The following is a 25,513-nucleotide window of genomic DNA, read 5'->3' on the forward strand; positions in this document are numbered from 1 at the left end:
CTCACCACATCCGGCGCGGCGCTCAGGCTGTTCCGAAGAACTTCTGCGCGCCCCGGACGCCGTCGGCCAGCGCGTCGATGTCGGCCAGGGTGTTGTGGACGTAGAACGTGGCCCGCGTCGTCGCGGGAATGCCGAACCGGCGGCAGATCGGCGCCGCGCAGTGGTGCCCGACCCGGACCTCGACGCCCAGCTCGTCCAGCACCTGCCCGACGTCGTGCGGGTGGATGTCGTCCACGACGAACGACACCGCGCCGCCGCGCGACTCGGTGGTGGCCGGGCCGATCAGCCGGACGCCCGGGATCTCGGCCAGCCGCTCCAGCGCGTACCCGGTCAGGACCTCCTCGTGCGCGTGCACGCGGTCCATCCCGATCTCCGACAGGTAGTCGCACGCGGCGCCGAGCCCCACGGCCTGCGCGACGTTCGGCGACCCGGCCTCGAACCGCTGCGGCGGCGGCATGAAGGTCGAGCCCTCCATCCGGACGACCTCGATCATCGACCCGCCGGTGATGAACGGCGGCATCGTCTCCAGCAGCTCGCGGCGGCCCCACAGCACGCCGATGCCCGTCGGGCCGAGCATCTTGTGCCCGGAGAAGACGAGGAAGTCGGCGCCGAGCGCGGTCACGTCGACCGGCATGTGCGGGACGGACTGCGCCGCGTCCAGCAGGACGAGCGCGCCGACCTCCCGGGCCCGCGCCGCGATCAGCTCGACGGGCGGGACCGTGCCGAGCACGTTCGACTGGTGGGTGAGCGCGACCAGCTTGGTGCGCTCGTTGACCAGGTCGTCGAGCTGCTCCAGGTCGAGGCGGCCGTCGTCGGTGAGCCCGAACCAGCGGAGCGTCGCCCCCGTCCGGCGGCAGACCTGCTGCCACGGCACGAGGTTGGCGTGGTGCTCCATCTCGGTGACGACGATCTCGTCGCCGGGGCCGACGACGAACCGCTCGGACTCCGGCCCCGCCGTGGCGGCGTTGCTCAGCGCGTACGCGACGAGGTTGATCGCCTCGGTGGCGTTGCGGGTGAACACCGTCTCGCCGGGGACCGCGCCGATGAACGTCGCGATCGTGGTGCGGGCGCCCTCGAACGCGTCGGTGGCCTCCTCGGCGAGCAGGTGCGCGCCGCGGTGCACGGCGGCGTTGTGCCGCTCGTAGAACTCCCGCTCGGCGTCGAGCACCGCGAGCGGCTTCTGCGAGGTGGCGCCCGAGTCCAGGTAGATCAGCGGACGCCCGCCGCGCACGGTGCGCTGCAACAGCGGGAAGTCCTTCTTGATCTCCTCGGGCAGCAACCCGGGCCGTGACGTCATGAGGAAGCGCCCGCCTTCACGTACTTCTCGTAGCCCTCGTTCTCCAGCTCGTCGGCCAGCTCGGGCCCGCCCTGCGCGACGACGCGGCCGCCGGCGAAGACGTGCACGAAGTCGGGCTTCACGTACCGCAGGATGCGCGTGTAGTGCGTGATGAGCAGGACGCCGGTGTCGCCGGTGGAGCCGAACCGGTTGACGCCCTCGGAGACGACCTTGAGGGCGTCCACGTCGAGGCCGGAGTCGGTCTCGTCCAGCACGGCGATCTTCGGCTTGAGCATTTCGAGCTGGAGGATCTCGTGCCGCTTCTTCTCGCCGCCGGAGAAGCCCTCGTTCAGGCTGCGCTGGGCGAACGCCGGGTCGATGGCGAGGGCGTCCATGGCGCCCTTCATCTCCTTGGCGAAGTCGCGCAGCTTGGGCGCCTCGCCGCGCACCGCGGTGACGGCCGTGCGCAGGAAGTTCGACACCGAGACGCCGGGGACCTCGACCGGGTACTGCATGGCGAGGAACAGGCCGGCGCGGGCGCGCTCGTCGACGCTCATCTCCAGCACGTCCTCGCCGTCGAGCGTGACGGAGCCCGAGGTCACGGTGTACTTCGGGTGCCCGGCGATCGCGTAGGCGAGGGTGGACTTGCCGGAGCCGTTCGGGCCCATGATCGCGTGGGTCTCGCCGGCCCGGACGGTCAGGTCGACCCCGCGCAGGATCTCCTTCGTCCCGTCGGCGCCGTCGCCGACGGAGACGTGGAGGTCGCGGATCTCAAGCGTGGTCATGACTATCGAAGCTCTCTGGTTGAAGGTGGTCCGGTGTGCGGCCGGTTCGGAATCATTCGGCCGGGCCGAGCGCGACGTAGACGTCGCCGTCCTCGACCTTCACCCGGTAGGTGGCGACGGGCTGCGTCGCCGGCGGGTTGGTGGGCTTGCCCGTGCGCAGGTCGAAGCAGGACCCGTGCAGCCAGCACTCGATCGTGCCGTTGTAGATCTCGCCCTCGGAGAGGTTGACCTCGGCGTGCGAGCAGATGTCGTTCACCGCGAAGACGTCGTCGCCCTGCCGGACGAGCGCGATCTGCGTGTCCCCGATCTCGGCGCCGAGCACGCCGTCGGCCGGGATCTCCGCCACGGGGCACACTTTGACGAAGGTCATCGGTCCAGCTCCGCCTCGATCGCTTCCTGCACCTTGACGCGTACCTCGGGCACCTCGATCGAGTCGACGAGCTGCCCCAGGAACCCCCGGACCACCATGCGCCGCGCCTCGTCCCGCGAGATGCCGCGCGCCTGGAGGTAGAACAGGTGCTCGTCGTCCAGCCGGCCGGAGGTCGAGGCGTGCCCCGCGCCGACGACCTCACCGGTGAGGATCTCCAGGTTGGGGACCGAGTCGACCCGCGTGCCGTCGGTGAGGACGAGGTTGCGGTTCAGCTCGTAGGTGTCGGTGCCCTCGGCCTCGACGCGGATGATCACGTCGCCGATCCAGACCGCGTGGGCGTCCTCGTCCTGGAGGGCGCCCCGGTAGTCGACGCGGCTGCGGCAGTGCGGCGTGCTGTGGTCGACGAGGAGACGGTGCTCCAGGTGCTGGCCGCCGTCGGCGAAGTACACGCCGTACAGTTCGGCGTCGCCGCCGGGCGCGTCGTAGGCGACCGACGGGGACACGCGGACGAGGTCGCCGCCGAGCGTCACGTTGTGCGAGACGAACCGCGCGTCGCGGCCGAGCCGGGCGTGCTGGTGCGAGACGTGGACGCTGTCGTCGGCCCAGTCCTGGAGGCTGATCACCGACAGGAAGGCGCCGTCGCCGACGACGAACTCGACGTTGTCGGCGTAGGTGGCCGAGCCCCGGTGCGCGAGGACGACGGTGGCGCGGGCGAACGGCTCCAGGACGACGGTGGTGTGCCCGTAGGCGGCGGTGGCGGAGTCCTCCCCACGCAGCCGCAGCACGGTCGGCTCGGCCGCCTCGGTCTCCTTGGGCACGGTCACGACCGTGGCCTCGGTGAACGACGCCCACGCCTGGGCGCTGACCCGGTCGGCGGGCACGTACGCCTTGCCGAGCCGGGCGTCGTCGCGGCCGACGGTCTCGACGCGCACGCCGGGCGCGGCCTCGGCTTCGACGATGACCTTGCCGTGCGCCTCGGCGGTGCCGTTGTGCAGGCCGCGCAGCCGGCGCAGCGGGGTGAACCGCCACTCCTCCTCGCGGCCGGTGGGGACGTCGAAGTCGGCGACGTCGTAGGAGACCTTCTCGTGCAGGGTCGAGAGGGGTCGCTGGTCGAGACCCATCAGCCGACCGCTCCTTCCATCTGGAGCTCGATGAGCCGGTTCAGTTCGAGGGCGTACTCCATGGGCAGCTCGCGCGCGATGGGCTCGACGAACCCGCGCACGATCATGGCCATGGCCTCGTCCTCGTCCATGCCGCGGCTCATCAGGTAGAAGAGCTGGTCTTCGGAGACCTTGGACACCGTGGCCTCGTGGCCCATCTCCACGTCGTCCTCGCGGACGTCGACGTAGGGGTAGGTGTCGGAGCGGCTGATCTGGTCGACGAGCAGCGCGTCGCACTTGACCGTGGACTTGCTGTGCGCGGCGCCCTCCTGGATCTGGACGAGACCCCGGTAGGACGTGCGGCCGCCGCCGCGCGCGACGGACTTGGACACGACGCTGCTGGAGGTGTGCGGCGCGGCGTGCACCATCTTGGCGCCGGCGTCCTGGTGCTGGCCCTCGCCGGCGAACGCGATCGACAGCGTCTCGCCCTTGGCGTGCTCGCCGAGCAGGTAGACGGCCGGGTACTTCATCGTGACCTTGGAGCCGATGTTGCCGTCGACCCACTCCATGGTGGCGCCCTCGTAGGCGACGGCGCGCTTGGTCACCAGGTTGTAGACGTTGTTCGACCAGTTCTGGATCGTGGTGTAGCGGACGCGGGCGTCCTTCTTCACGACGATCTCGACGACGGCCGAGTGCAGCGAGTCCGACTTGTAGATCGGGGCGGTACAGCCCTCGACGTAGTGGACGTAGGAGCCCTCGTCGGCGATGATCAGCGTCCGCTCGAACTGGCCCATGTTCTCGGTGTTGATCCGGAAGTAGGCCTGGAGCGGGATCTCGACGTGCACGCCCGGCGGGACGTAGATGAACGAACCGCCCGACCAGACGGCGGTGTTCAGCGCGGCGAACTTGTTGTCACCGACCGGGATGACCGTGCCGAAGTACTCCTGGAAGATCTCAGGGTAGTCGCGCAGGCCGGTGTCGGTGTCGACGAAGATGACGCCCTTCTCCTCAAGATCCTCGCGGATCTTGTGGTACACGACCTCCGACTCGTACTGCGCGGCGACGCCGGCGACGAGGCGCTGCTTCTCCGCCTCGGGGATGCCGAGCTTGTCGTAGGTGTTCTTGATGTCCTCCGGGAGTTCCTCCCAGGAGGTCGCCTGCTTCTCGGTGGAGCGGACGAAGTACTTGATGTTGTCGAAGTCGATGTCCGACAGGTCCGAACCCCAGGACGGCATGGGCTTCTTGTCGAAGAGCCGCAGGCCCTTGAGGCGCAGGTCGAGCATCCAGTCCGGCTCGCCCTTCTTGCCCGAGATGTCACGGACGACATGCTCGTTCAGGCCGCGTCGGGCGGAGGCACCGGCGGTGTCGGAGTCGGCCCAACCGAACTTGTACCGGTCGAGACCCTCCAGCTCGGGGTGGGCAGCCGTGGTCATAGGGAGGTCCTCCCGGACTCCTCGGTGGCGGTGTCGGCGGCGTCCCGGTCGCTTTCGCACAGGGACCGCGCGCTGACGTGGGTCGTGCAGATCCCGTCGCCGTGGGCGATGGTGGCCAGGCGCTGGACGGTGGTGCCGAGCAGCCGGCTGAACGCCTCGGTCTCGGCCTCGCAGAGCTGCGGGAACTCCGCGGCGACGTGCGCGACCGGACAGTGGTGCTGGCAGAGCTGCTCTCCACCGCCGGGCTGGGGCGCCTTGCCCGCGGCGGCGGCGTAGCCGTCGCCCGACAGCGCCTCGGCCAGTCTACGAACCCGCTGGTGCGGCGGTGCTGCCTGCACGACGGGGTGGTAGCGGCGTTCGAGATCGGCGATCTGCCGCCGCGCGAACCGCGCGACCGCCTGTTCCCCCGCCGTCTCGGCGAGGAAGCGCAGGGCACTGGTCGCGAGGTCGTCGTAGGCGTGAACGAAGGCGTCGCGCCCGGCGTCGGTGATGGCGAACCACTTGGCCGGGCGCCCGCGCCCGCGCCGCGTCTGCGGCCGGGCCCGGCGGATCTCGATCATGCCGTCGGCGAGCAGGGCGTCCAGGTGGCGGCGGATCGCGGCGGGCGTCAGGCCCATCCGCTCCCCCAGCGCGGACGCCGTGATGGGGCCGTGTTCGAGGACGAGCCGGGCGACGCGGGCGCGCGTGTCGCGCTCACCCTGCTGCCCGGCCGTGGAGGGCGCGCCGACGGGCCGCGCACCGGCGGCCGTCGAGTCCCTCAGCTCCTCGCTCACGTTTTTCACAACGCCAGTGTGCCGTAATTACTTCCCGCCCACCAACGGAACGCCGATGGCGTGCCTCACGCAGGTAAGCCTTACCTAACCTGGGCTTTTGTCCCGCGGAACGCGTCCGGACCACGCCCTTTCTACCGTACGGAGTCACGTGCGGAGGTGCGCGGCAGCACCACGACCGGGCATGGCGCGTTCCGGACGATCTTGCCGGAGCTCTCCCCCACGAAGACCTTGCGCAACGGCCCGTCGTGGCTCGACTGGCAGACGAGCAGATCGCCCGGCAGCATCTCCACGTGCCCCAGCGCGCCCGTGATCTTGGTGCCCTCGGCGATCTCGGTGGTGACGTCCAGCGCCGGGTCCAGTTCGCCCGCCGCCTTCTCCAGGTCGCGGGCCGCGTACTCCAGCTCGCGCGCGACGATGTCGGCGGCGCCGCCCCGGAACCGGGCGGGCAGCCCGGACGGGCGCAGCACCAGCGTGAGCAGCCGGACCGGGACGCCGAGCGCGGTCGCGATCCGTTCGGTCTCGTGCATCGGCACCGCGACCGCGCCGCGCCGCCGCCAGTACGCCACGGTCAGCCGCTCGACGGCGCGCGGCGCGTCCTCGGCGTAGCCGCGCGGCACCAGCGCCACCGGGACGGGCGAGCCGTGCAGGAGCTGGTCGGCGGTGGAGCCCACGGCGATCCGGCCGCGCCGTCCGCGCGGCGCCGACCCGGCGACGATGAGCCGGGCATCGGTCGCGCGGGCGACCTCGATGAGGCCGCGTCCGCTGCCCCGGTGGGCCACCGCCTCGGTCGCGACGTCGCGGGCGGCGACGCCGAGCGCCGTCAGCTTGCCGGTCGCCTCGGCCAGCAGTTCCGCCGACTGCTCGCGCAGGTACTCCATCCACTCGGCGTCGACCGAGCCTGGCCCGCGCGCGGGCCAGCCCGGCGGGTGGACGTGCGCGACCGTCAGCCCGGTGCCCAGGCTGCGGGCCGCCATCGCGGCCAGCGTCAGGGCGTCCTCGCCCCGGTCGTCGGGCGAGTAGCCGACCAGGACCCGGCCGGTCTTGCTCCGTGGCGCGCTCATCGGACGTCGCCTCCCTTCTCCAGCCGGTTCAGCCGCGAGTGGCGGCGTCCGTAGAGGAAGTAGGCGGCGAACCCGGCCACGTTCCACAGCAGGAACACGATCCAGGTGACGCCGCGCAGGTTCGCCATGAGGTAGATGCAGAACACCACGCCGAGGATGGGCGTGAGCGGGAACAGCGGGGTGCGGAAGCTGCGCGGCATGTCGGGACGGGTGCGGCGCAGCACGAGCACGCCGAAGTTGACGAGCATGAACGCGAACAGCGTCCCGATGCTGGTGGCGTCGGCCAGCTCGCCGAGCGGGATCACCGCGCCGAGGACCGAGATGAACAGCGCCACCAGCAGCGTGTTGGCCACGGGCACCTGGGTGCGGCGCGACACCTTCTGGAAGACCTTGGGGATGAGCCCGTCGCGGGACATCGCGAACAGGATGCGCGTCTGGCCGTACATCACGGTCAGCACGACGCTGGCGATGGCGATGACGGCGCCCAGCGACAGGATCAGCGACGGCCACGACTCCCCGGTCGCGCGCTCCAGCACCGTCGACAGCGACGCCTCGCCCTCGTGCGCGCCGAACTCGGGGAACGGCATGGCGCCGACGGCCGCCAGCGCGACCAGCACGTAGACGGTCGTGACGATGAACAGCGACAGCATGATCGCCAGCGGGAGGTCGCGCTTGGGGTTCTTGGCCTCCTCACCGGCGGTCGAGGCGGCGTCGAACCCGATGTAGGAGAAGAACACCTTGGAGCCCGCCGCGCTGATGCCCGCCGCGCCCAGCGGCGCGAACGGCGTCAGGTTGCCGGTGTCGAACGCGGTGAACGCGACGACGCAGAAGAACAGCAGCACGCCGATCTTCAGGAACACCATGATCACGTTGGCGGTGGCGGACTCCGACGCGCCGCGCAGCAGGAAGAACGTCGCGATCAGCACGATCACGACGGCCGGGATGTTGATGACGCCGCCCCCGCCGGGCGGGCTGCTGATCGCCGTCGGGAGCGTGAAGCCGAACGCCTGGTCGAAGAAGTCGTTCAGGTACTGGCCCCAGCCCACCGCGACGGCCGAGACCGACACCGCGTACTCCAGCAGCAGGCACCAGCCGCACACCCACGCGACCAGCTCGCCGAGCGTGGCGTAGCTGTAGGAGTACGACGAACCCGACACCGGGATCGTCCCGGCCAGCTCCGCGTACGACAGCGCGGAGAACATCGCGGTGAACGCGGCCAGCACGAACGCCAGCACGATCGCCGGACCGGCCAGCGGGACCGCCTCGCCGAGCACGACGAAGATGCCGGTGCCCAGCGTCGCGCCGACGCTGAACAGCGTGAGCTGGAGCAGGCCCATCGAGCGTTTCAGCTCGCCGCCCTCGCCGTCGCCGCCCTCCCGGACGACCTGGTCGACCGGTTTCGTCCTGATCAGGCTGTGCAGCAGGCTGCCCGGCCTCGCTCCAGCGCCCACGGTGTCCCCCGTCCGGTCGAGCCTCGATGCGTGGTCAGAGGGTGCTGGCCAGCGGCCAGGTCGCGTTCGGCGTCACGATCGTGCCCGCCGTCCCCTCCAGGATCTGCGTGCACTGGTCGAGACGGCCGATGGCCGCCATGTCGCCGGTGCGTTCCACGAAACCGGCGACGGCCTCGACCTTGGGGCCCATCGACCCGGCCGGGAACTCCTCGGCGCGCAGCTCGTGCGGCGTCGTGTGCTCGATCTCCTGCTGCTTCGGCGTGCCGAAGTTCCGCATCACGCGGGGCACGTCGGTGAGGATGAGGAACGCGTCGGCCTCCAGCGTCTCGGCCAGGATCGACGCGGTCATGTCCTTGTCGATCACCGCCTCGGTGCCTTCGAGCTGGCCGACGTCATTGCGGAAGACGGGGATGCCGCCGCCGCCCGCGCAGATCACGACGGTGCCGCCGCGCACGAGCTGGCGGATCAGCCGGGTCTCGATGACGCGCTGCGGCAGCGGCGACGGCACGACGCGGCGCCAGTACTCGCCGTCGGGCTTGACCGTCCAGCCGTACTCCTCTGCGAGCTTCTTCGCCTCTTCCTCGGTGTAGACCTGCCCGACGAACTTGGTCGGGTCGTCGAAGGCGGGATCGACGGCCGACACCAGCGTCTGGTTGATCATCGCGAGCACCTGGCGGCCCGGCAGCGCGTTCTGAAGCGCCTGGAGCATCCAGTACCCGATCATGCCCTGGGTCTCGGCGCCGATGGTGTCCAGCGGGTAGGGCCGGGTGAGGTTGGAGTCGTTGACGCTCTCCAGCGCCAGCACGCCGACCTGCGGGCCGTTCCCGTGCGTGATGATCAGTTCGTGCCGCTCCGCGAGCGGCGCGAGCGACTTGACCGCCAGGTTCACGTTGGCCCGCTGGAGGTCGGCGTCGGGCCTGTCCCCGCGCTTCAGGAGGGCGTTGCCCCCGAGCGCCACGACGACGCGCATGTCGGTGCCCTCCCCTCAGGCCAGCGTCGCGACCATGACGGCCTTGATCGTGTGCATGCGGTTCTCGGCCTCGTCGAAGACGATCGAGGCGTCGGACTCGAACACCTCGTCGGTCACCTCCAGGGCGTCCAGGCCGGTCTTCTCGTAGATGTCCTCACCGACGGTGGTGTGCCGGTCGTGGAAGGCCGGCAGGCAGTGCATGAACTTCACGTCCGGGTTGCCGGTGGCGCGCATGACGTCGGCGTTGACCTGGTACGGCTTGAGCAGCCGGATGCGCTCGTTCCACACCTCCTTCGGCTCGCCCATCGACACCCACACGTCGGTGAGGACGAAGTCGGCGCCGCGCACGCCCTCCTGCACGTCGTCGGTGATCCGCAGGTCGGCGCCGGTCTTGGCGGCGATCTCGCGGGCGGGCTTGACGACGCCGTCCTCGTCGGGCCACAGCTCCCGGGGCGCGACGATGCGGACGTTCATGCCGAGCAGCGCCCCGGCCACGATGTAGGAGTGGCCCATGTTGTTGCGGGCGTCACCGAGGTAGGCGAACGTGATCTCGCCGAGCGGCTTGTCGCTGTGCTCGCGCATCGTCAGCGCGTCCGCGAGCATCTGCGTCGGGTGCCACTCGTCGGTGAGGCCGTTCCACACCGGGACGCCCGAGTACCGGGCCAGCTCCTCGACGTTGGCCTGCTTGGAGCCCCGGTACTCGATGCCGTCGAACATGCGGCCGAGGACGCGGGCGGTGTCCTTCATCGACTCCTTGTGGCCGATCTGCGAGCCGCTCGGGTCGAGGTAGGTGACGTGGGCGCCCTGGTCGTGCGCGGCGACCTCGAACGCGCAGCGGGTGCGCGTCGAGGTCTTCTCGAAGATCAGGGCGATGTTCTTGCCGGTCAGGTGCCGCCGCTCGGTGCCGCTGTACTTGGCGGCCTTGAGGTCGGCCGACAGGTCGAGCAGGAACCGGAACTCCTTCGGCGTGAAGTCGAGTTCCTTGAGGTAGCTGCGTCCCCGCAGGTTGAAGGCCATGCGTCGCTCCGTTTCGCCTGGTGGGTGGTGAGGGGGCCGCTCAGGCGTCCCGCTCCAGCGGGCAGCTCATGCAGCGCGGGCCGCCGCGGCCCCGGCCGAGTTCGCTGCCGCGGATCGTGACGACCTCGACGCCGTTCTTGCGCAGGAAGTTGTTGGTGGTGGTGTTGCGTTCGTAGGCGACGACCTTGCCGGGCTCCAGGCAGAGGACGTTGGACCCGTCGTCCCACTGCTCGCGCTCGGCGGAGAAGACGTCCTGCGTGGGCGTGAGGACCTTGATGTCGTCGAGGCCGAGCGCGCGCCCGATCGCGCGGTGCATGTCGTCGGGGCCGTGCTCGGTGATCTTCAGCTCCTTGTCGGTGTCGCCCGGCTCGACGGTGAACGACGGAAGCATCCCCATGCCCGCGTACTTGGTGAAGACGCCATGGTCGACCATCGTCATGACGGTGTCCAGGTGCATGAAGGCGCGCTTCTGCGGCATCTGGAGCGCGACGATCCGCTTGCAGCTCCCCTGGGCGAACAGCGCCTGCGCGAGCATCTCGGCGGCCTGCGGCTGGGTGCGCTCGCTCATGCCGATGAGCACCGCGCCCTCGCCGATGACCAGGACGTCGCCGCCCTCGATCGTCGCGGGCGCCATCGAGGTGCCCGCGTTCCACACGTGGAAGCCGTCCGGGGACGGCCGGTCGTAGCCGTCGGAGAACATCGGATGCCAGCGGTAGATGGCCTCCATGTTGACGGTCTCGCGCATGCGGGCCTTCTTGCGCATCGCGTTGATCGAGACGCCGTCGTACACCCAGCAGGAGGTGTCGCGGGTGAACAGGTGGTTGGGCAGCGGCGGCAGGATGAACTCGTCCATGCCGATCGCCTCGAACGCGATCGACTTCGGCGCGCTGACGCGCTCCAGCAGTTCGCGCTTGGTGATGCCGCCGATGAGGAACGAGCCCAGGTCCGACAGGTCCATGGCGTCGAAGGCGTTGCGGATCGGGTCGGTGGCCAGCGGGCCGAAGAACTTGGGGTCGATGACGTAGTCGAGGATGTGCTTCTTGGCCTCGGGCGTCTCGATCGTCTGGCGCAGCAGGTCGAGCAGGAGGTTGACCTCGACGCCGTGCGCGCGCAGCACGTCCTGGAACTCCTCGTGCTCCTCCCCGGCGCGCTGCACCCACAGCACGTCGTCGAACAGCAGGTCGGCGGCGTTGGACGGGGTGAGGCGCTTCAGCGACAGCTCGGGCTTGTGCACGAGGACCCGGCGCAGCCGGCCGACCTCGGAATCGACGTGAAAGGACATGCTCCGACCTCCTGGCGGGAATGTGACGGTTTCGGCGTGCGGAACGGGTTCAGGCGGAGTCCGGCGGCGCGGCCGGGACGGCGGCGGGCCCGGTCTCGCGCGGGCCGTACTCGCCGCGCCGGGACTTGGTCCAGATGTAGACCGGGACGCCGATGAGCAGGGTGAGGACGCCGAGCATCACCGCCTGCTCGCCGGAGCCGTAGACGATCGCGAAGGCGAACAGCAGCGCGACGACGGCGAGCGCGACGTCCTTGACCATCCGCGCCCGGTTCACCTGGCGGCCACCGGTGGCGAGCCAGAACAGTTGCGCGGCGGCGGAGAAGAAGTACGGGATCGCGGTGGTGAAGGACGCGAACAGCAGGATCGTGTTGAACGCGTTCTCCGAGGCGTAGGCGAACAGCAGCATCGCCGAGGTGAGCGCGGCGCCGACGAGGATGCCGACGTAGGGCGCGCCGCGCCGCGACAGCCGCGCGAACGCCGCCGGGAACATGCCGTCGCGCGCGGCGGCCATCGGCATCTCAGCGACGAGCATCGTCCAGCCGTTGAGCGCCCCGATGCCGGAGACGATCGCGCAGGCGGCCATGACGCCGCCCCAGATCGTGCCGCCGAACATGTTGTTGATCGCGTCAGCGAAGGGGGCGGTGGAGTCCTGGAGCTGCCCGTGCGGCACGTTGCCGAAGATCGCGACGGTGGCGAGCAGGTAGAGCACGCCGCAGGCGGCGACGCCCATGACGCTGGCGCGGCCGACGTTGCGGGCCGGGTCCTTGATGCGCTCGGCTACGATCGTCACGCTCTCCATGCCGGAGTAGATGAACAGGATGAGCCCGGCGGCCAGCCACACCGCGCTCCAGGCGGAGTCGCCGCTGGCGTTGAACGGCCCGAAGTTCGCGGTGGAGATGAAGAACAGGCCGACGACGGCCACGAAGATCAGCGGCACGAACTTCAGCACCGTCGTGACGAGCTGGAATGCGCCGATGTTCTTCACGCCGGACAGGTTGATGAGCGCGGGAATCCAGATGCCGACGAGCCCGATGACGATCGAGCCGACGGTGTTGTCCCAGTTCAGGAAGTAGTTGACGTAGCCGACCCAGGCGACCGCGATACCGGCGTTGCCGCCCCACGCGGTGAGCCAGAACGACCACGACACCAGGAACCCGGCGAACTCCCCGAACGCGTCGCGTGCGTAGGCGTAGGGGCCGCCGGACGCCGGGATGCGGGCGCCGAGGCGGCCGAACACGATCGCGAGCGCCATGGCGCCGACCGTGGTGACGGCCATGACGACGAAGCTCAGCGTGCCGATGGCGGCGAGCGAGGCGGGCAGCAGGAAGATGCCGGTGCCGACGATGTTGCCGACGACCAGCGCGGTCGCCTGCGGAAGACCCAGCTTGCCGCCCTCGGCCGTGCCGCCCGAGTCGGCGGCGGGGTGCTCGGCGCCCGCACGGGTCGCTTCGCCCGCCTCCCAGGCGGGTTTCCCCGGCTCTCCCATGCGTCCCCCCGCGCTCGTTCCCGCCTCTGCCGGCCGCTCCCGGAATAGAGACGACACGCTGGGGAATTCCCATCGGCCTTCTCCGCGAAACCGCGCATTGATCTTGCGGGGCATGCCGGTCGATCACGCGCGCCACCAGGCGATATGCCCACGCGTGACCGAGCACGGAAAGAGCTTGACCGGGACTTTATGGCGCCCTTTCCAAGGGCGGAGAGAAAGGCGGCGGCTAGTCCCGGTCGCCGGAGGTCAGCGCGTTGGCGCCCGCGACGATCTCGCTCAGCTCCATCGTGATCTCCTCCTGCCGGGCCTCGTTGGCCTCCCGGGACAGCCGCTCGACGAGGTCGTTGGCGTTGTCGGTGGCCGACATCATCGCCTGGCGGCGCGCGGCCCACTCCGCCGCCGCCGACTCCAGCAGCATGTTCCAGATGCGGCCCTGGACGTAGGCGCGCAGCAACTGGTCGAGCACCGTGGCCGGGTCCGGCTCGAAGTCGTAGGCGGGCGCCGCCGCCCCGGCGGCCTCCACGTCGGCGTCCGCGTCCGCGACCTCCAGCGGCAGGATGCGCCGGACCGTGAGCCGCTGGGTGAGCATCGAGACGAACTCGGTGTAGACGACGTGCACCTCCCCGACGCCGCCCCGCTCCTCGGGCAGTGTGAACGCCTCCAGCAGGCGGCGGCTGATGTCGGCGGCCAGCGGGTAGCCGGGCCGGCCGCTCTCGCCGCTCCACTCGGCCGCCGCCGACCGGTCGCGGAACCGGAAGTACTCCACCGCCTTGCGGCCCTGGAGGTAGTACTGCGGCTCGATGCCGCGCTCGCGCAGGTGCTCGCCGAGCGCGTCGCCCTGTTTGAGCGCGTGCTGGTTGAACGCCCCGCAGAACCCCCGGTCGCTCGTCAGGACGAGCACCGCCGCGCGGCTCCCGTGCGGCTGCTCGGTGAGCAGCGCGTGCTCCAGCCCGACGTGGTGGGACAGCAGCGCCGACACCGCGCGGGTGACCTGGCCGGAGTAGGGACGCGACGCGGCGAGCCGCTGCTGGGCCCCGGAGATCCGCGCCGCAGCGATCAGCTCCTGCGCTCGGGTGATCTTGGACGTGGACTTCACCGAGCGGATACGGGACCGCAGCACGCGCAGTTGAGCAGCCATGCGCGTCACGCTGCCATGCGGCACGGCGGCCCGGCCGCGTCCTGCCCGCGCGCGGGAATGCGGTGCCCGAGTTTTTACCGTCCGGCCGCTCCCCCCGGTGCGCGCGCGGAGCTGTCGGCGCCCGGTCCTAGACTCGGGGCCATGGCACCCCCCGACGATCTCGCGGTCGCGCTGGACGACCTGGCCAAACGCTACGGCGGCACGCCCGCCGTCGACGGCCTGTCGCTGCGCGCCCGCCGCGGCGAGGTCACCGCGCTGCTCGGCCCCAACGGCGCCGGCAAGACCACCACGATCGAGATCTGCGAGGGGTTCCGCCGCGCCGACGCCGGCACCGTCCGCGTCCTCGGCCGCGACCCCGTCGCCGACGCCCGCGCGCTCAAGCCGCGCGTCGGCGTCATGCCGCAGTCCGGCGGCGTGCCGGGGACGGCGCGCGGCGGCGAGTTCCTGCGGCTGGTCGCGTCGTTCCACCGCGCCCCGCTCGACTCCGCCGCGCTGCTGGAACGCCTCGGCCTGGCCGAGCACGCCCGCACGCCGTTCCGGCGGCTGTCGGGCGGCCAGCAGCAGCGGCTGTCGCTGGCCGTCGCCGTCGTCGGGCGGCCCGAGCTGGTCTTCCTGGACGAGCCCACCACCGGCCTCGACCCGCAGGCCCGGCACGCCACCTGGGACCTCGTCCGCGAGCTGCGCGACGCCGGGGTGTCGGTCGTGCTGACCACGCACCACATGGACGAGGCCGAACGCCTCGCCGACCACGTCGTCATCATCGACCGGGGCCGCGTCGTCGCCGACGGCACCCCGGCGGAGCTGACCGGGGCCGAACGGCAGCTCCGCTTCCGCGCCCGCGCCGCGCTCGACCTGGAGGAACTGCTGGGCGCGCTGCCGCCCGGCAGCGCCGCCAAGGAGTCGCCCGCCGGGCACTACCTCGTCGAGGGCGACCTGCGGCCCGAGCTGCTCGCCACCGTCACCGCCTGGTGCGCCGCGCATGGCGTCCTCACCGAGGACCTGCGCATCGAGCGCCGCACCCTGGAGGACGTCTTCCTCGAACTCACCGGACGGGAGCTGCGCGGATGACCGCCCTCGACCTCTCCCCCGCGCCCGGCGCGGTGCCGCTGCCCCGGATGGTCCTCGCCCAGACCGGGTACGAGGTGCGCGCGATGCTGCGCAACGGCGAGCAGCTCCTGCTGACGCTGATCATCCCCGTCGTGCTGCTGACGCTGTTCAGCGCCACGTCCCTGCTCGACCTCGGGCCGGGCGAGCGCGTCGACTTCCTGACGCCGGGCGTGCTCGCGCTGGCGGTGATGTCCACGGCGTTCACCGGCCAGGCCATCGGCACCGGGTTCGAGCGCCGCTACGGCGTCCTCAAGCGGCTCGGCGCCACGCCGCTGCCCCGCGCCGGGCTCATCGCCGCCAAGACGCTGACGGTCCTGGCCGTCGAGGCGATCCAGGCCGTGGTGATCCTCGCGGTGGCGCTGCTGCTCGGCTGGAGCCCGCACGGCGATCCGCTGTCGGTGCTGGCGCTGCTGCTGCTCGGCACCGCCGCGTTCAGCGGGTTCGGGCTGCTCATGGCCGGGACGCTGCGCGCCGAGGCGACGCTGGCCGCCGCCAACCTCGTCTACGTGCTGCTGCTGGCCGTCGGCGGCGTGATCTTCCCGCTCGACCGGTTCCCGTCCGGGGTGGCGGCGGTGCTGGAGTTCCTGCCGATCGCCGCGCTGGCCGAGGGGCTGCGGTCCGTGCTGGCCGACGGCGCCGCCTTCCCCGGCGGCCCGCTGCTGATCCTGCTGGGGTGGGCCGTCGCCGGGCTCGCCCTGGCCGCCCGCTTCTTCCGCTGGGAGTGACGCATGGCGCTCGCCGACGTCCCGGGCACCCCCCGCCGTGCCGGACGCCCGCCGTCCGTGCCGTCCGCGCCGTCGCTCGGCGCGGTGCCGCCGCCCGCGCTGGTGATGCTCGGCATCCTGTCGGTGCAGCTCGGCGCGGGGGTGGCCAAGAACCTGTTCCCCGTGCTGCCGCCGTCGGCCGTGGTGTTCCTGCGGCTGCTCACCTCGGCGCTCGTGCTGGGGTTCCTCGCCCGCCGCGCGCTGCGGACGCTGTTCGCCGACCACTCGGCGCGCAGTCTGGCGGTCGCGGCCGGGCTCGGGCTGTCGCTGTGCGTGATGAACGTGTCGATCTACCAGGCGTTCTCCCGCATCCCGCTCGGGGTCGCGGTGACGATCGAGTTCCTCGGCCCGCTGGCGGTGGCGATCCTGGCGTCGCGGCGCGTCCTGGACGTCGGCTGGGCGCTGCTGGCGGCGGCGGGCGTGCTGCTGCTGACGCGCGGTGACGGCGCCCTCGACCCGGTCGGCGTCGGGTTCGCGCTGCTGGCGGGCGTGGCGTGGGGCGCCTACATCCTGCTCACCGCCGCCACCGGACGGCACTTCTCCGGCCTGTCCGGACTGGCGGTGGCGAGCGTCTTCGCGGCGTTCGTGGCGCTGCCGCTGGGCGTCTCCGCCGGGGGCACCGCGCTGCTGGACCCCCGGCTGCTGCTGCTCGGCCTCGGCGTCGGGCTGCTGTCGTCGGTGATCCCCTACACGCTGGAGATGGAGGCGCTGCGCCGGATGCCCGCGCGCGTCTTCGGCATCCTGATGAGCCTGGAACCGGCCGCCGCCGCGCTCGTCGGGCTCGTCGTCCTCGGCGAGGCGCTGGCCGGACGGCAGTGGGCGGCGATCGTCTGCGTCATGATCGCCTGCGCGGGCGCCACCCTCGGCGGACCGCGCGCCGCGCGCCGTTCGAGTGGCCCGGCGGGCGACGGGCATGGAAGGATCGAGGACGGCACGCGACCCGCGAAGGAGTGAGACGTGAACGGCTGGTCCGACGAGCAGGGACTCTCCCCCGAACTCTTCGAGGCGGGCACGCCCTCCTTCGTGGACTTCCTCCGCCAGAACGCGCCCGAGCTGCTGCCGGTCAACCGCGTCGCCGAGGCGGGCGCGGCCGCGCTGCCGCACGGCACGACCGTGCTCGCGCTGACGTTCCCCGGCGGCGTCATCATGGCCGGTGACCGGCGCGCCACGGCCGGGAACGTCATCGCCTACCGCGAGCTGGACAAGGTGCAGCGCGCCGACGAGCACTCGGTCGTCGCGTTCGCCGGCACGGTCGGGCTCGCGCTGGAGATGGTGCGGCTGTTCCAGGTCGAGCTGGAGCACTACGAGAAGATGGAGACCGTGCCGCTGTCGCTGCCGGGCAAGGCCCGCCGGCTCGGCGCCGTCGTCCAGGCCAACTTCGCGCAGGCGCTCCAGGGGCTGGCGGTCGTGCCGCTGTTCGCCGGGTTCGACTCCGAGTCGGGTGAGGGCCGCATCTACAGCTACGACATCACCGGCTCCCCGCAGGAGACGCGCGACTACCACGCCGACGGCTCGGGCTCCCCGTACGCGCGCGGATCGCTGAAGAAGCTCTACCGTCCCGGCCTCTCGGAGGAGGACGCCGCGCTGGTGTGCGTCCAGGCGCTCTACGACGCCGCCGACGACGACGCGGCCACCGGCGGCCCCGACCGCACCCGCCGCATCTACCCGTCGCTGGCGGTCGTCACCGCCGACGGCTACCGGGCGCTGCCGCAGGACGAGGTCGCCCGGCTGGTCGACCTCGTCGTCGAGGCCCGGCTGGATCGTCCGGACGGGCCCGTCGCGCCGCTGACCTGAGCGGACGGCGGCCGGGGAAACGTCCGACCCGGCTTCTAGACTCGTGCCCATGGCACGGGCGAACGACGAGGCTGCGGCCCTCATCCAGGAACTGGCCGACCTGCTCTCCATCACGGGCGGCGACGCGTTCAAGATCAGGGCGTACGAGAAGGCGGCGCGGGCGATCGCCGGACATCCCGACGACATCTCCGGCCTGTCGCTCACGGGGCTGAAGAAGATCCCGACGGTAGGCGAGGCCATCGCCAAGAAGGTCCAGGACTACCTGACCTCCGGGCAGATCCGGCAGGTGGAGGAGCTGCGGGCGCGCATCCCGGCGGGGGTGCGGGCGCTGACGTCGATTCCGGGCCTCGGGCCGAAGAAGGCGCTCGTCCTCTACGACGAGCTGGGCGTGTCCTCGGTCGAGGAGCTGGCCGACGCCATCGCGGCGGGGCGGCTGCGCGGGCTCAAGGGGTTCGGGCCGAAGACCGAGCAGAACATCGAGCACGGCATCGAGCTGCTGCGCTCGGCGGGCGACCGCGTCCTGCTCGACGCGGCGGCCGGGCTCGCCGACGAGATCGTCGCCGCGCTGGAGAGGCTGCCGCAGGTCGAGCGGTGCACGTACGCGGGGTCGCTGCGCCGGATGCGCGAGACGATCGGCGACGTCGACATCCTGGCCGCGTCCGCCGACCCGAAGCCGATCATGGAGGCGTTCACCGCGCTGCCGTTCGTCACCGAGGTCATCGGCGGCGGCGACAAGAAGACGTCGGTGCGCACGTCGCGCGGGCTCCAGGTCGATCTGCGGGTCGTCCCGGTCGAGTCGTGGGGCGCGGCCCTGCAGTACTTCACCGGGTCGCAGGCGCACAACGTCCGCACCCGGGAGATCGCGGTGCGCGCCGGGCTGAAGCTGTCGGAGTACGGCGTCTTCGACGCGGAGTCCGGCGAGCAGATCGTGTCGCGCACCGAGGAGGAGGTGTACGCGCGTCTCGGCCTGCCGTGGATACCGCCGACGCTCCGGGAGGACGCGGGCGAGATCGAGGCCGCCCGCGACGACGCGCTCCCCCGGCTCGTCACCGCCGCCGACATCCGCGGCGACCTGCACAGCCACACCGACCTCACCGACGGCATCGCCACGCTGGAGGAGATGGTCGGCGCGGCGCGCGAACGCGGCCTGGAGTACTACGCGATCACCGACCACGCCCCCGACCTGTTCATGCAGCGCATGACCGACGAGAAGATGCTGGCGCAGCGCGAGGAGGTCCGCCGTCTGAACGAGAAGCTGGACGGGCTTACGCTGCTGCACGGCGCCGAACTGAACATCGGCCCGGACGGCTCGGTCGACTGGGACGAGGACTTCCTGTCCGGGTTCGACGTGTGCGTCGCCTCGGTCCACTCGCACTTCACCCAGGACCGCGCGGAGATGACGCGGCGGTTCGTCCGCGCCTGCGAGAACCCGTACGTGCACGTCATCGGCCACCCGACGGCGCGGCTGATCGGCCGCCGCGCCCCCGTCGACGCCGACTGGGACGAGGTCTTCCGCGTCGCGGCCCGCACCGGCACCGCCCTGGAGATCGACTGCTTCCCCGACCGCCTCGACCTGCCGTCCGACCTGATCCGCCGCGCCCTGCGGCTCGGCGTCAAGTTCTCCGTCGACACCGACGCGCACTCCCTGCGCGACCACGCCAACCTGCGCTACGGCGTGGGCACGGCCCAGCGCGGCTGGCTGACGCCCGACGACGTCATCAACACCTGGCCCCTCGACCGCCTCCGCGCCTTCCTCGCCGCCAAGTCCGGCTGACGCGGCCCGCCGTCAGGCCGGGACGGGCTGGTGCTCGTCGCGGGCCGGCGGGGCCGTCGCGGCGAGGGGGCCTCGGTCGCGCATCGAGAGGTACAGGCGCAGGCCGACGATCCACAGGATCACCGACACGGCCATGTGGAGGACGACCAGGGCTCCGGGGACGCCCAGGAAGTACTGGACGTAGCCGATGGCGCCCTGGGCGACGAGCAGGCCGAGCAGGGCCAGGGCCCAGCGCCGGGTGGCGCGGGGGGCGTCGGCGCGGCGCACCCACAGCAGGACGGCGATCGACAGGATCACCGTCGCCCAGGCCAGCAGGGCGTGGACGCGGGCGACGTCCTCGATGGAGAAGCCGTAGCGGCGCGAGTCGGTGTCGCCCGAGTGCGGGCCGGTGCCGGTGACGACGGTGCCCGCCGCCAGGACCAGCCAGATCGCCGCCGCCAGCGCCAGGGACAGCCTGCGCAGGCCCTGCGGGACGAGCGGGCGCGGCGGCGCGTCGCCCTCGCCCGCGCGGACCCACAGCGCCACGCAGAAGATCAGCAGCGTCGGGGAGATGAGGAAGTGCACCGACACCGACGCCGGGTGCAGCTTGGTCAGCACCACGATGCCGCCGATGATCGCCTGGGCGACCACGCTCATCGGCTGGGCCAGCGCCAGCAGCAGCACGTCGCGGCGGCGGGGCCGCAGCCGCAGCGCGGCGACGAACACGGCCAGGCCCACGGCGAGCACCGCGAACGTCAGCATGCGGTTGCCGAACTCGATCGCCATGTTGATCGCCGCGTGGTCGGCGTGCGCGGTCGGGACGAAGCTGTCCCCCGTGCAGCGCGGCCACGTCGGGCAGCCGAGCCCCGACTTGGTGACGCGGACGGCGCCGCCCGTCGCGACGATGCCCGCGTTGCCGATGACGCCGAGCAGGGCCAGCACGCGCAGCGAGCGCGGCGTCGGCCGCCACACGGCATGCCACGCCCGCGTCAGCGGGTTCACGGAGGCGGGCACGGAAGCGGAAGCGGTGCGTTCGGACACGCACACATGTTATTGCCGAGGTCCGGTGACCGTGACCCGGCCCCTGCTCAGCGACGTGGGGGCGGCAGGAAGCCGGACGGGCCGCCCGGGGCCCATGGCGGGCCGTCGCCCGGGGGGCGGCGGGACGGGGTGACCAGGAACGCCTCGCGGGCCAGGCGCATGAGGTGCAGCAGCGCGTCGCGGCGGGCCGCGAACCAGCGCGGGTCGGCGACGCCGCGTTCGGCGCGCTTGTGCAGCAGGGACAGCTCGGTCGCGGCGTGCTGGTAGTCGGCCATGGCGCGGACGGCGGGCGGCCCGCCGACGACCCGCGCCCAGCGGCGGGCGCCGCGCCGTCCGGGCACCGACCGGAGCATCCGCACGTCCTCGGCGGTGACGAGCCCGGTGGAGGCGTAGGCGGGCAGGTAGGTCTCGATGCGGCGGATCGTGGCGCGGCGCTCCACCGAGATGATGACGACGAGGCCGATGAGGACGACGAACAGCAGCGCGTACACCAGCGCGAGCCCCGCCGCGCCGAAGATCGTCGAGCCGTTCCACAGCCCGTGCAGCACCATCGCGGCCAGCAGTCCCGCCAGCGGTGCGAGGATCTGCCCGCGCCGGTGCGTGGCGGCGTAGGCGACGCCGAGCCCGGTCATGGCGGTGAACAGCGGGTGGCTGAACGGCAGGATGAGCCCGCGCAGGACGAACACGCCCTGGAGCGCCGCCGCGCCGCCCTCCTCGTAGGCGCGCATGTAGTAGGTGATGTTCTCCATCATCGCGAAGCCGAGGCCGACCATGGAGGCGTAGATGACGCCGTCCACGTACCCGTCGATCTCGGTGCGCCGCCACCACAGCATCCCGAACAGCACGGCGCCCTTGAGCGTCTCCTCGACGATGGGCGCCCCGACGGCGGCGCTGACGTACCGGCCGCGCTCCTGCCCGAACAGCGGCTCGGTGATGTAGAGCAGCCCGAGCGTGTTGAGCACGAGCGCGCCGAGCACCGCGACGCCCGCGCCCCACGCGAACGCGAACAGCAGGATGCGGGGCGGTTCGGGCTCCATCCGGTCCAGGGCGAGGACGAGCGCGATCAGCAGCGGGATCGGCAGCAGCGCCAGCAGCAGCGAGGCCCAGAAGCCCCCGCCGCCGTAGACGATGTCGACGCCGAGCGCGGCCAGCGCGCACGCCGAGGTGATGACCAGCCCGACGATGAGCAGGACCGGGGGCCGCCCGGGCCTCCGTCCGTCCAGGACCGCCTGGGGATCGACGCGCGCCATACCGCGAGGGTAATCAACCGCTCACCGGGGGCCCGCACCGGGGCCGGGGAAACGATCAGTAGAGCAGCGGGTCGATCGCGACGACCGTGAACAGCAGCGCCAGGTAGACGTTCGACAGGTGGAAGAACCGCATCGGACGCAGGTGGACGCCGGTGACGCCCGCGCGGACGGCGCGCAGCAGCCGGTGCCCCTCGGCGAGGAACACCAGGCCGAGCAGGACGGCGACGGCGCCGTACACCGGCCCCATGCCCGCGACCGGCCACAGCACCAGCGAGCAGGCGACGGTGGCGTAGGTGTAGACGAGGCTCTCGGTGACGACGCGCCGCTCGGTGGCCACGACCGGCAGCATCGGCACGCCCGCGACGGCGTAGTCCTCGCGGTAGCGCATGGCGAGCGTCCAGGTGTGCGGCGGCGTCCACAGGAACACGACGCCGAACAGCACGAACGGGGCGACGGCGAGGCTCTCGGTGATCGCGGCCCAGCCGATGAGGACGGGCATGCACCCGGCGATGCCGCCCCACACGACGTTCTGCGAGGTGCGCCGCTTGAGGATCAGCGAGTACACGACGATGTAGAACAGGATCGCGAAGACCGACAGCGCGGCGGCCAGCGGGTTCACCGTCAGCGCGAACCCGGCGGTGGACGCGACGGCGAGCGTGACGCCGAAGATCAGCGCGCGGGCCGGGGTGACCTGGTCGCGGGCCAGCGGACGGCGGCGGGTACGGCGCATCTTGGCGTCGATGTCGCGGTCGATGTAGCAGTTGATCGCGTTGGCGGCGCCGGCCGACATCGTCCCGAAGGCGAGCGTGAGCAGGACCGTGCCGAGCGGCGGCATGTCCCCGGCCGCCAGGAACATCACCGGCAGCGTGGTGATCAACAGCAGTTCGATCACGCGCGGCTTGGTGAGCGCGACGTAGGCGCGCACGCTGGCGGCGATCGACGGGCGGCCCGCCGGGACGACGGCGAGCGCGGGCGCCTGCGGCACCTGCTCGTCCAGTTCGACGGCGCGGGCGTTGCTGAGCAGCGTCACAATCGGGTCCACGTCCAACTAGGCAGTGATGAAGTCGCGTGCCGTCCGTGCGGCGCCCCCGTGCTGCTGGGCCGCGCGTCGGCCTGCTGCGACCTCGGCTGGGTGAGATCAACCGCGGCCACTGTCGTCAACCGCGTCATCACTGTAGTCCGACCCCTCCGGGGGTCGAGCACCGGGGCACCGGACGCGCCGGACAAGCCCGGGATCGGGTGTTCGCGGACGGCTCACCGGGGGGTCCGGACGTCCCCCTCGGGTTCACCCGGGCGGGGGGTTAGCGCGGGGCGGCTGAGGGCAAGGGTCACCTTATGCGGGCGCCGCGTCCGGCGACCGGGGTGATGACCCTGATCACCCTGGTCCGGCCCGCCCTCCGCGGCCCGGTCGGGACACGCCCGTTTCGGTAGGCTCGCGGCCGACCGTCGATGACGCACCGTGTTTTCCATAGACAGTGTTTTCCGGAAGGAGCCTGGCGTTCCGTGAGCAAGGACGACAGCACGTTTGAATGGTCCGACCTGGACCGGCGGGCGGTGGACACGGTCCGCGCCCTGGCCATGGACGCGGTCGAGGAGGCCGGTTCGGGGCACCCGGGCACGGCCATGAGCCTGGCGCCGGCCGCCTACCTGCTCTTCCAGCGGTTCCTGCGGCACGACCCGACCGACCCGGGCTGGGCCGGTCGCGACCGGTTCGTCCTGTCGTGCGGGCACTCCAGCCTCACCCTGTACATCCAGCTCTACCTGTCGGGCTACCCGCTGACGCTGGACGACCTGAAGTCGCTGCGCAAGTGGGACAGCCTCACCCCCGGCCACCCCGAGCACGGCCACACCGCCGGTGTGGAGACGACGACCGGGCCGCTCGGCCAGGGCATCGCCAACGCCGTCGGCATGGCGATGGCGGCGCGCCGCGAGCGCGGCCTGTTCGACCCGGACGCCGCGCCGGGCGAGTCCCCCTTCGACCACACCATCTGGGCGTTCTGCTCCGACGGTGACATCCAGGAGGGCATCAGCCACGAGGCCAGCGCGCTGGCCGCGCACCAGCGCCTCGGCAACCTGATCGTGGTGTGGGACGACAACCACATCTCCATCGAGGACGACACCGCCATCGCGTTCTCCGAGGACGTCGGCGCCCGGTACGAGGCGTACGGGTGGGACGTCCACACCGTCGACTGGACCAAGGACGGCGACTACTCCGAGAACGTCGGCGAGCTGGCGGCGGCGCTGGAGGCGGCCAAGGCCGAGACGGGCCGCCCGTCGTTCGTCAAGCTGCGCACGATCATCGGCTGGCCCGCGCCGAACAAGAAGAACACCGGCAAGATCCACGGTTCGGCGCTCGGCGCCGACGAGGTCGCCGCCACCAAGAAGGTTCTCAAGCTCGACCCGGCCAAGACGTTCGACGTTCCCGCCGACGTGCTGGAGCACTCCCACGAGGTGTCGGCGCGCGGCCGCGAGGCGCACGCCGCGTGGCAGGAGACGTTCGACGCGTGGCGGTCGGCGAACCCCGAGCGCGCCACCGAGTACGACCGCGTCGCGATCCGGGCGCTGCCGGCGGGCTGGACGTCGGCGCTGCCGGAGTTCGAGGCCGGCAAGGACATCGCGACCCGCGCGGCGTCCGGGCAGATCCTCGCCGCGCTGGCGCCGGTGCTGCCCGAGCTGTGGGGCGGCTCGGCCGACCTGGCCGAGAGCAACAACACGACGATGAAGGGCGAGCCGTCGTTCGTCCCCGAGGAGTTCCAGACCAAGGAGTTCCCCGGTGGGCCGTACGGCCGCACGCTGCACTTCGGCGTGCGCGAGCACGCGATGGCGGCGATCTGCAACGGCATCGCGCTGCACGGCGGCACCCGCCCCTACGGCGGCACGTTCCTCATCTTCAGCGACTACATGCGCCCGGCGGTGCGCCTGGCCGCGCTGATGAAGCTGCCGGTGACGTTCGTGTGGACGCACGACTCGATCGGCCTCGGCGAGGACGGCCCCACCCACCAGCCGGTGGAGCAGCTCTGGTCGCTGCGGGCCATCCCGGGGCTGGACGTCGTCCGCCCGGCCGACGCGAACGAGACGGTCGTGGCCTGGCGCACGATCCTGGAGCACACCGACCGCCCGGCGGGCATCGCGCTGACCCGGCAGAAGCTGCCGGTGTACGCGCGCGGCGCCGAGCTGGCCTCCGCCGAGGGCGTCACCAAGGGCGGGTACACGCTCGCCGACGCCAGTAACGGGCAGCCCGAGGTGATCATCATCGCGACCGGGTCGGAGGTGGAGCTGGCGCTGGAGGCCCGCGCGACGCTGGAGGCCGACGGCACGCCCACCCGCGTGGTGTCGATGCCGTGCGTCGAGTGGTTCGACGCCCAGGACGACGCCTACCGCCAGCAGGTGCTGCCGCCCGGCGTGAAGGCGCGGGTGTCGGTGGAGGCCGGGATCGCGCTCGGCTGGCGCGCTTACATCGGCGAGGCCGGGGAAGCGGTGAGCCTGGAGCACTTCGGTGCCTCGGCCGACTACAAGACGCTGTTCCAGCAGTTCGGGATCACGTCGGAGCGGGTCGTGGCCGCCGCGCGTTCCAGCCTGGTGAAGGCCAACGTCGCCGGGCGCGGGACGACCACCGGCAACTGAAGGGGCGCCCGTCCGCGGCCGGGCCGCGGGCATCCGAC

General features: G+C 71.8%; 22 protein-coding genes. 6 read left to right on the forward strand and 16 right to left on the reverse strand.

Annotated features, from left to right (window positions below; translation table 11 throughout):
* Positions 1-22: 22 nt before the first annotated feature.
* From C229_RS0118270 to C229_RS0118330, 13 genes are all read right to left on the reverse strand, one after another.
* The gene (locus C229_RS0118270) at positions 23-1,297 is read right to left on the reverse strand and encodes a cysteine desulfurase (protein WP_018656541.1); all 1,275 of its coding nucleotides are present in this window, start codon (positions 1,295-1,297) and stop codon (positions 23-25) included.
* Positions 1,294-2,061, reverse strand: a complete 768-nt coding sequence (gene sufC / locus C229_RS0118275) for a Fe-S cluster assembly ATPase SufC (RefSeq protein ID WP_018656542.1) — start codon at positions 2,059-2,061, stop codon at positions 1,294-1,296. The genes C229_RS0118270 and sufC overlap by 4 nt, the downstream gene beginning before the upstream one ends.
* A gap of 52 nt (positions 2,062-2,113) precedes the next feature.
* Positions 2,114-2,431, reverse strand: coding sequence for a Rieske (2Fe-2S) protein (locus C229_RS0118280; RefSeq protein WP_018656543.1), 318 nt, complete (start codon positions 2,429-2,431; stop codon positions 2,114-2,116).
* Positions 2,428-3,552 (reverse strand): Fe-S cluster assembly protein SufD, encoded by a 1,125-nt coding sequence (gene sufD / locus C229_RS0118285; RefSeq protein WP_018656544.1) that lies wholly within the window; start codon positions 3,550-3,552, stop codon positions 2,428-2,430. The genes C229_RS0118280 and sufD overlap by 4 nt, the downstream gene beginning before the upstream one ends.
* Positions 3,552-4,964, reverse strand: coding sequence for a Fe-S cluster assembly protein SufB (gene sufB, locus C229_RS0118290; protein WP_018656545.1), 1,413 nt, complete (start codon positions 4,962-4,964; stop codon positions 3,552-3,554). Before sufB ends, sufD begins: the two co-directional genes overlap by 1 nt.
* Positions 4,961-5,737, reverse strand: coding sequence for a helix-turn-helix transcriptional regulator (locus C229_RS32345; protein WP_018656546.1), 777 nt, complete (start codon positions 5,735-5,737; stop codon positions 4,961-4,963). Before C229_RS32345 ends, sufB begins: the two co-directional genes overlap by 4 nt.
* 131 nt (positions 5,738-5,868) lie before the next feature.
* Entirely contained in the window at positions 5,869-6,798 is a 930-nt protein-coding gene (locus C229_RS0118300) for a universal stress protein (RefSeq protein ID WP_018656547.1), read from the reverse strand.
* Complete coding sequence (locus C229_RS0118305; RefSeq protein ID WP_018656548.1) at positions 6,795-8,249, reverse strand: amino acid permease; 1,455 nt, start codon at positions 8,247-8,249, stop codon at positions 6,795-6,797. The genes C229_RS0118300 and C229_RS0118305 overlap by 4 nt, the downstream gene beginning before the upstream one ends.
* 34 nt (positions 8,250-8,283) lie before the next feature.
* Complete coding sequence (gene arcC, locus C229_RS0118310; RefSeq protein ID WP_018656549.1) at positions 8,284-9,219, reverse strand: carbamate kinase; 936 nt, start codon at positions 9,217-9,219, stop codon at positions 8,284-8,286.
* 15 nt (positions 9,220-9,234) lie between these two features.
* Positions 9,235-10,236: an ornithine carbamoyltransferase gene (gene argF, locus C229_RS0118315; RefSeq protein WP_018656550.1), complete on the reverse strand. Its 1,002-nt coding sequence runs from the start codon at positions 10,234-10,236 to the stop codon at positions 9,235-9,237.
* A gap of 40 nt (positions 10,237-10,276) precedes the next feature.
* Positions 10,277-11,518: an arginine deiminase gene (locus C229_RS0118320; protein WP_018656551.1), complete on the reverse strand. Its 1,242-nt coding sequence runs from the start codon at positions 11,516-11,518 to the stop codon at positions 10,277-10,279.
* 49 nt (positions 11,519-11,567) lie between these two features.
* Complete coding sequence (locus C229_RS0118325; RefSeq protein ID WP_018656552.1) at positions 11,568-13,004, reverse strand: amino acid permease; 1,437 nt, start codon at positions 13,002-13,004, stop codon at positions 11,568-11,570.
* Between the two features lie 226 nt (positions 13,005-13,230).
* Complete coding sequence (locus C229_RS0118330; RefSeq protein WP_026313911.1) at positions 13,231-14,142, reverse strand: F0F1 ATP synthase subunit gamma; 912 nt, start codon at positions 14,140-14,142, stop codon at positions 13,231-13,233.
* Between the two features lie 141 nt (positions 14,143-14,283).
* Between C229_RS0118330 and C229_RS0118335 the strand changes: the two genes are divergently transcribed.
* From C229_RS0118335 to polX, 5 genes are read left to right on the forward strand one after another with little or no spacing between them, the layout of a single operon-like run.
* Positions 14,284-15,210, forward strand: a complete 927-nt coding sequence (locus tag C229_RS0118335; RefSeq protein ID WP_018656554.1) for an ABC transporter ATP-binding protein — start codon at positions 14,284-14,286, stop codon at positions 15,208-15,210.
* Complete coding sequence (locus C229_RS0118340) at positions 15,207-15,974, forward strand: ABC transporter permease (protein ID WP_018656555.1); 768 nt, start codon at positions 15,207-15,209, stop codon at positions 15,972-15,974. Before C229_RS0118335 ends, C229_RS0118340 begins: the two co-directional genes overlap by 4 nt.
* A gap of 3 nt (positions 15,975-15,977) precedes the next feature.
* The gene (locus C229_RS0118345; RefSeq protein WP_018656556.1) at positions 15,978-16,967 is read left to right on the forward strand and encodes an EamA family transporter; all 990 of its coding nucleotides are present in this window, start codon (positions 15,978-15,980) and stop codon (positions 16,965-16,967) included.
* Between the two features lie 3 nt (positions 16,968-16,970).
* Entirely contained in the window at positions 16,971-17,807 is an 837-nt protein-coding gene (prcB, locus tag C229_RS0118350; protein WP_018656557.1) for a proteasome subunit beta, read from the forward strand.
* A 49-nt stretch (positions 17,808-17,856) separates the two neighbouring features.
* Complete coding sequence (polX, locus tag C229_RS0118355) at positions 17,857-19,581, forward strand: DNA polymerase/3'-5' exonuclease PolX (RefSeq protein WP_018656558.1); 1,725 nt, start codon at positions 17,857-17,859, stop codon at positions 19,579-19,581.
* Positions 19,582-19,593: 12 nt separating this feature from the next.
* Here the strand turns inward: polX and C229_RS0118360 are convergent, their stop codons facing one another.
* Genes C229_RS0118360 through C229_RS0118370 form a run of 3 tightly spaced genes read right to left on the reverse strand, consistent with a single transcriptional unit; the run spans position 19,594 to position 22,881 of the window.
* Complete coding sequence (locus C229_RS0118360) at positions 19,594-20,601, reverse strand: COX15/CtaA family protein (protein WP_155884901.1); 1,008 nt, start codon at positions 20,599-20,601, stop codon at positions 19,594-19,596.
* 47 nt (positions 20,602-20,648) lie between these two features.
* The gene (locus tag C229_RS0118365) at positions 20,649-21,851 is read right to left on the reverse strand and encodes a PrsW family intramembrane metalloprotease (protein ID WP_018656560.1); all 1,203 of its coding nucleotides are present in this window, start codon (positions 21,849-21,851) and stop codon (positions 20,649-20,651) included.
* 55 nt (positions 21,852-21,906) lie between these two features.
* The gene (locus tag C229_RS0118370) at positions 21,907-22,881 is read right to left on the reverse strand and encodes a heme o synthase (protein ID WP_018656561.1); all 975 of its coding nucleotides are present in this window, start codon (positions 22,879-22,881) and stop codon (positions 21,907-21,909) included.
* A 473-nt stretch (positions 22,882-23,354) separates the two neighbouring features.
* On the opposite strand from C229_RS0118370, the gene tkt reads away from it, so the two are divergent.
* On the forward strand, positions 23,355-25,475 hold the full coding sequence (gene tkt / locus C229_RS0118375; protein ID WP_018656562.1) for a transketolase: 2,121 nt from the start codon (positions 23,355-23,357) through the stop codon (positions 25,473-25,475).
* The last annotated feature ends 38 nt before the right edge of the window (positions 25,476-25,513 follow it).

It is taken from the genome of Actinomadura flavalba DSM 45200, assembly GCF_000374305.1.
Classification (GTDB): domain Bacteria; phylum Actinomycetota; class Actinomycetes; order Streptosporangiales; family Streptosporangiaceae; genus Spirillospora; species Spirillospora flavalba.

Excerpts from the sequence above, each read along its gene's own strand:
- C229_RS0118270 (WP_018656541.1), bottom strand. The coding sequence starts at position 1,297 with ATGACGTCACGGCCCGGGTTGCTGCCCGAGGAGATCAAGAAGGACTTC.
- sufC (WP_018656542.1), bottom strand. The coding sequence starts at position 2,061 with ATGACCACGCTTGAGATCCGCGACCTCCACGTCTCCGTCGGCGACGGC.
- C229_RS0118280 (WP_018656543.1), bottom strand. The coding sequence starts at position 2,431 with ATGACCTTCGTCAAAGTGTGCCCCGTGGCGGAGATCCCGGCCGACGGC.
- sufD (WP_018656544.1), bottom strand. The coding sequence starts at position 3,552 with ATGGGTCTCGACCAGCGACCCCTCTCGACCCTGCACGAGAAGGTCTCC.
- sufB (WP_018656545.1), bottom strand. The coding sequence starts at position 4,964 with ATGACCACGGCTGCCCACCCCGAGCTGGAGGGTCTCGACCGGTACAAG.
- C229_RS0118300 (WP_018656547.1), bottom strand. The coding sequence starts at position 6,798 with ATGAGCGCGCCACGGAGCAAGACCGGCCGGGTCCTGGTCGGCTACTCG.
- arcC (WP_018656549.1), bottom strand. The coding sequence starts at position 9,219 with ATGCGCGTCGTCGTGGCGCTCGGGGGCAACGCCCTCCTGAAGCGCGGG.
- argF (WP_018656550.1), bottom strand. The coding sequence starts at position 10,236 with ATGGCCTTCAACCTGCGGGGACGCAGCTACCTCAAGGAACTCGACTTC.
- C229_RS0118320 (WP_018656551.1), bottom strand. The coding sequence starts at position 11,518 with ATGTCCTTTCACGTCGATTCCGAGGTCGGCCGGCTGCGCCGGGTCCTC.
- C229_RS0118325 (WP_018656552.1), bottom strand. The coding sequence starts at position 13,004 with ATGGGAGAGCCGGGGAAACCCGCCTGGGAGGCGGGCGAAGCGACCCGT.
- C229_RS0118330 (WP_026313911.1), bottom strand. The coding sequence starts at position 14,142 with ATGGCTGCTCAACTGCGCGTGCTGCGGTCCCGTATCCGCTCGGTGAAG.
- C229_RS0118335 (WP_018656554.1), top strand. The coding sequence starts at position 14,284 with ATGGCACCCCCCGACGATCTCGCGGTCGCGCTGGACGACCTGGCCAAA.
- C229_RS0118340 (WP_018656555.1), top strand. The coding sequence starts at position 15,207 with ATGACCGCCCTCGACCTCTCCCCCGCGCCCGGCGCGGTGCCGCTGCCC.
- C229_RS0118345 (WP_018656556.1), top strand. The coding sequence starts at position 15,978 with ATGGCGCTCGCCGACGTCCCGGGCACCCCCCGCCGTGCCGGACGCCCG.
- polX (WP_018656558.1), top strand. The coding sequence starts at position 17,857 with ATGGCACGGGCGAACGACGAGGCTGCGGCCCTCATCCAGGAACTGGCC.
- C229_RS0118365 (WP_018656560.1), bottom strand. The coding sequence starts at position 21,851 with ATGGCGCGCGTCGATCCCCAGGCGGTCCTGGACGGACGGAGGCCCGGG.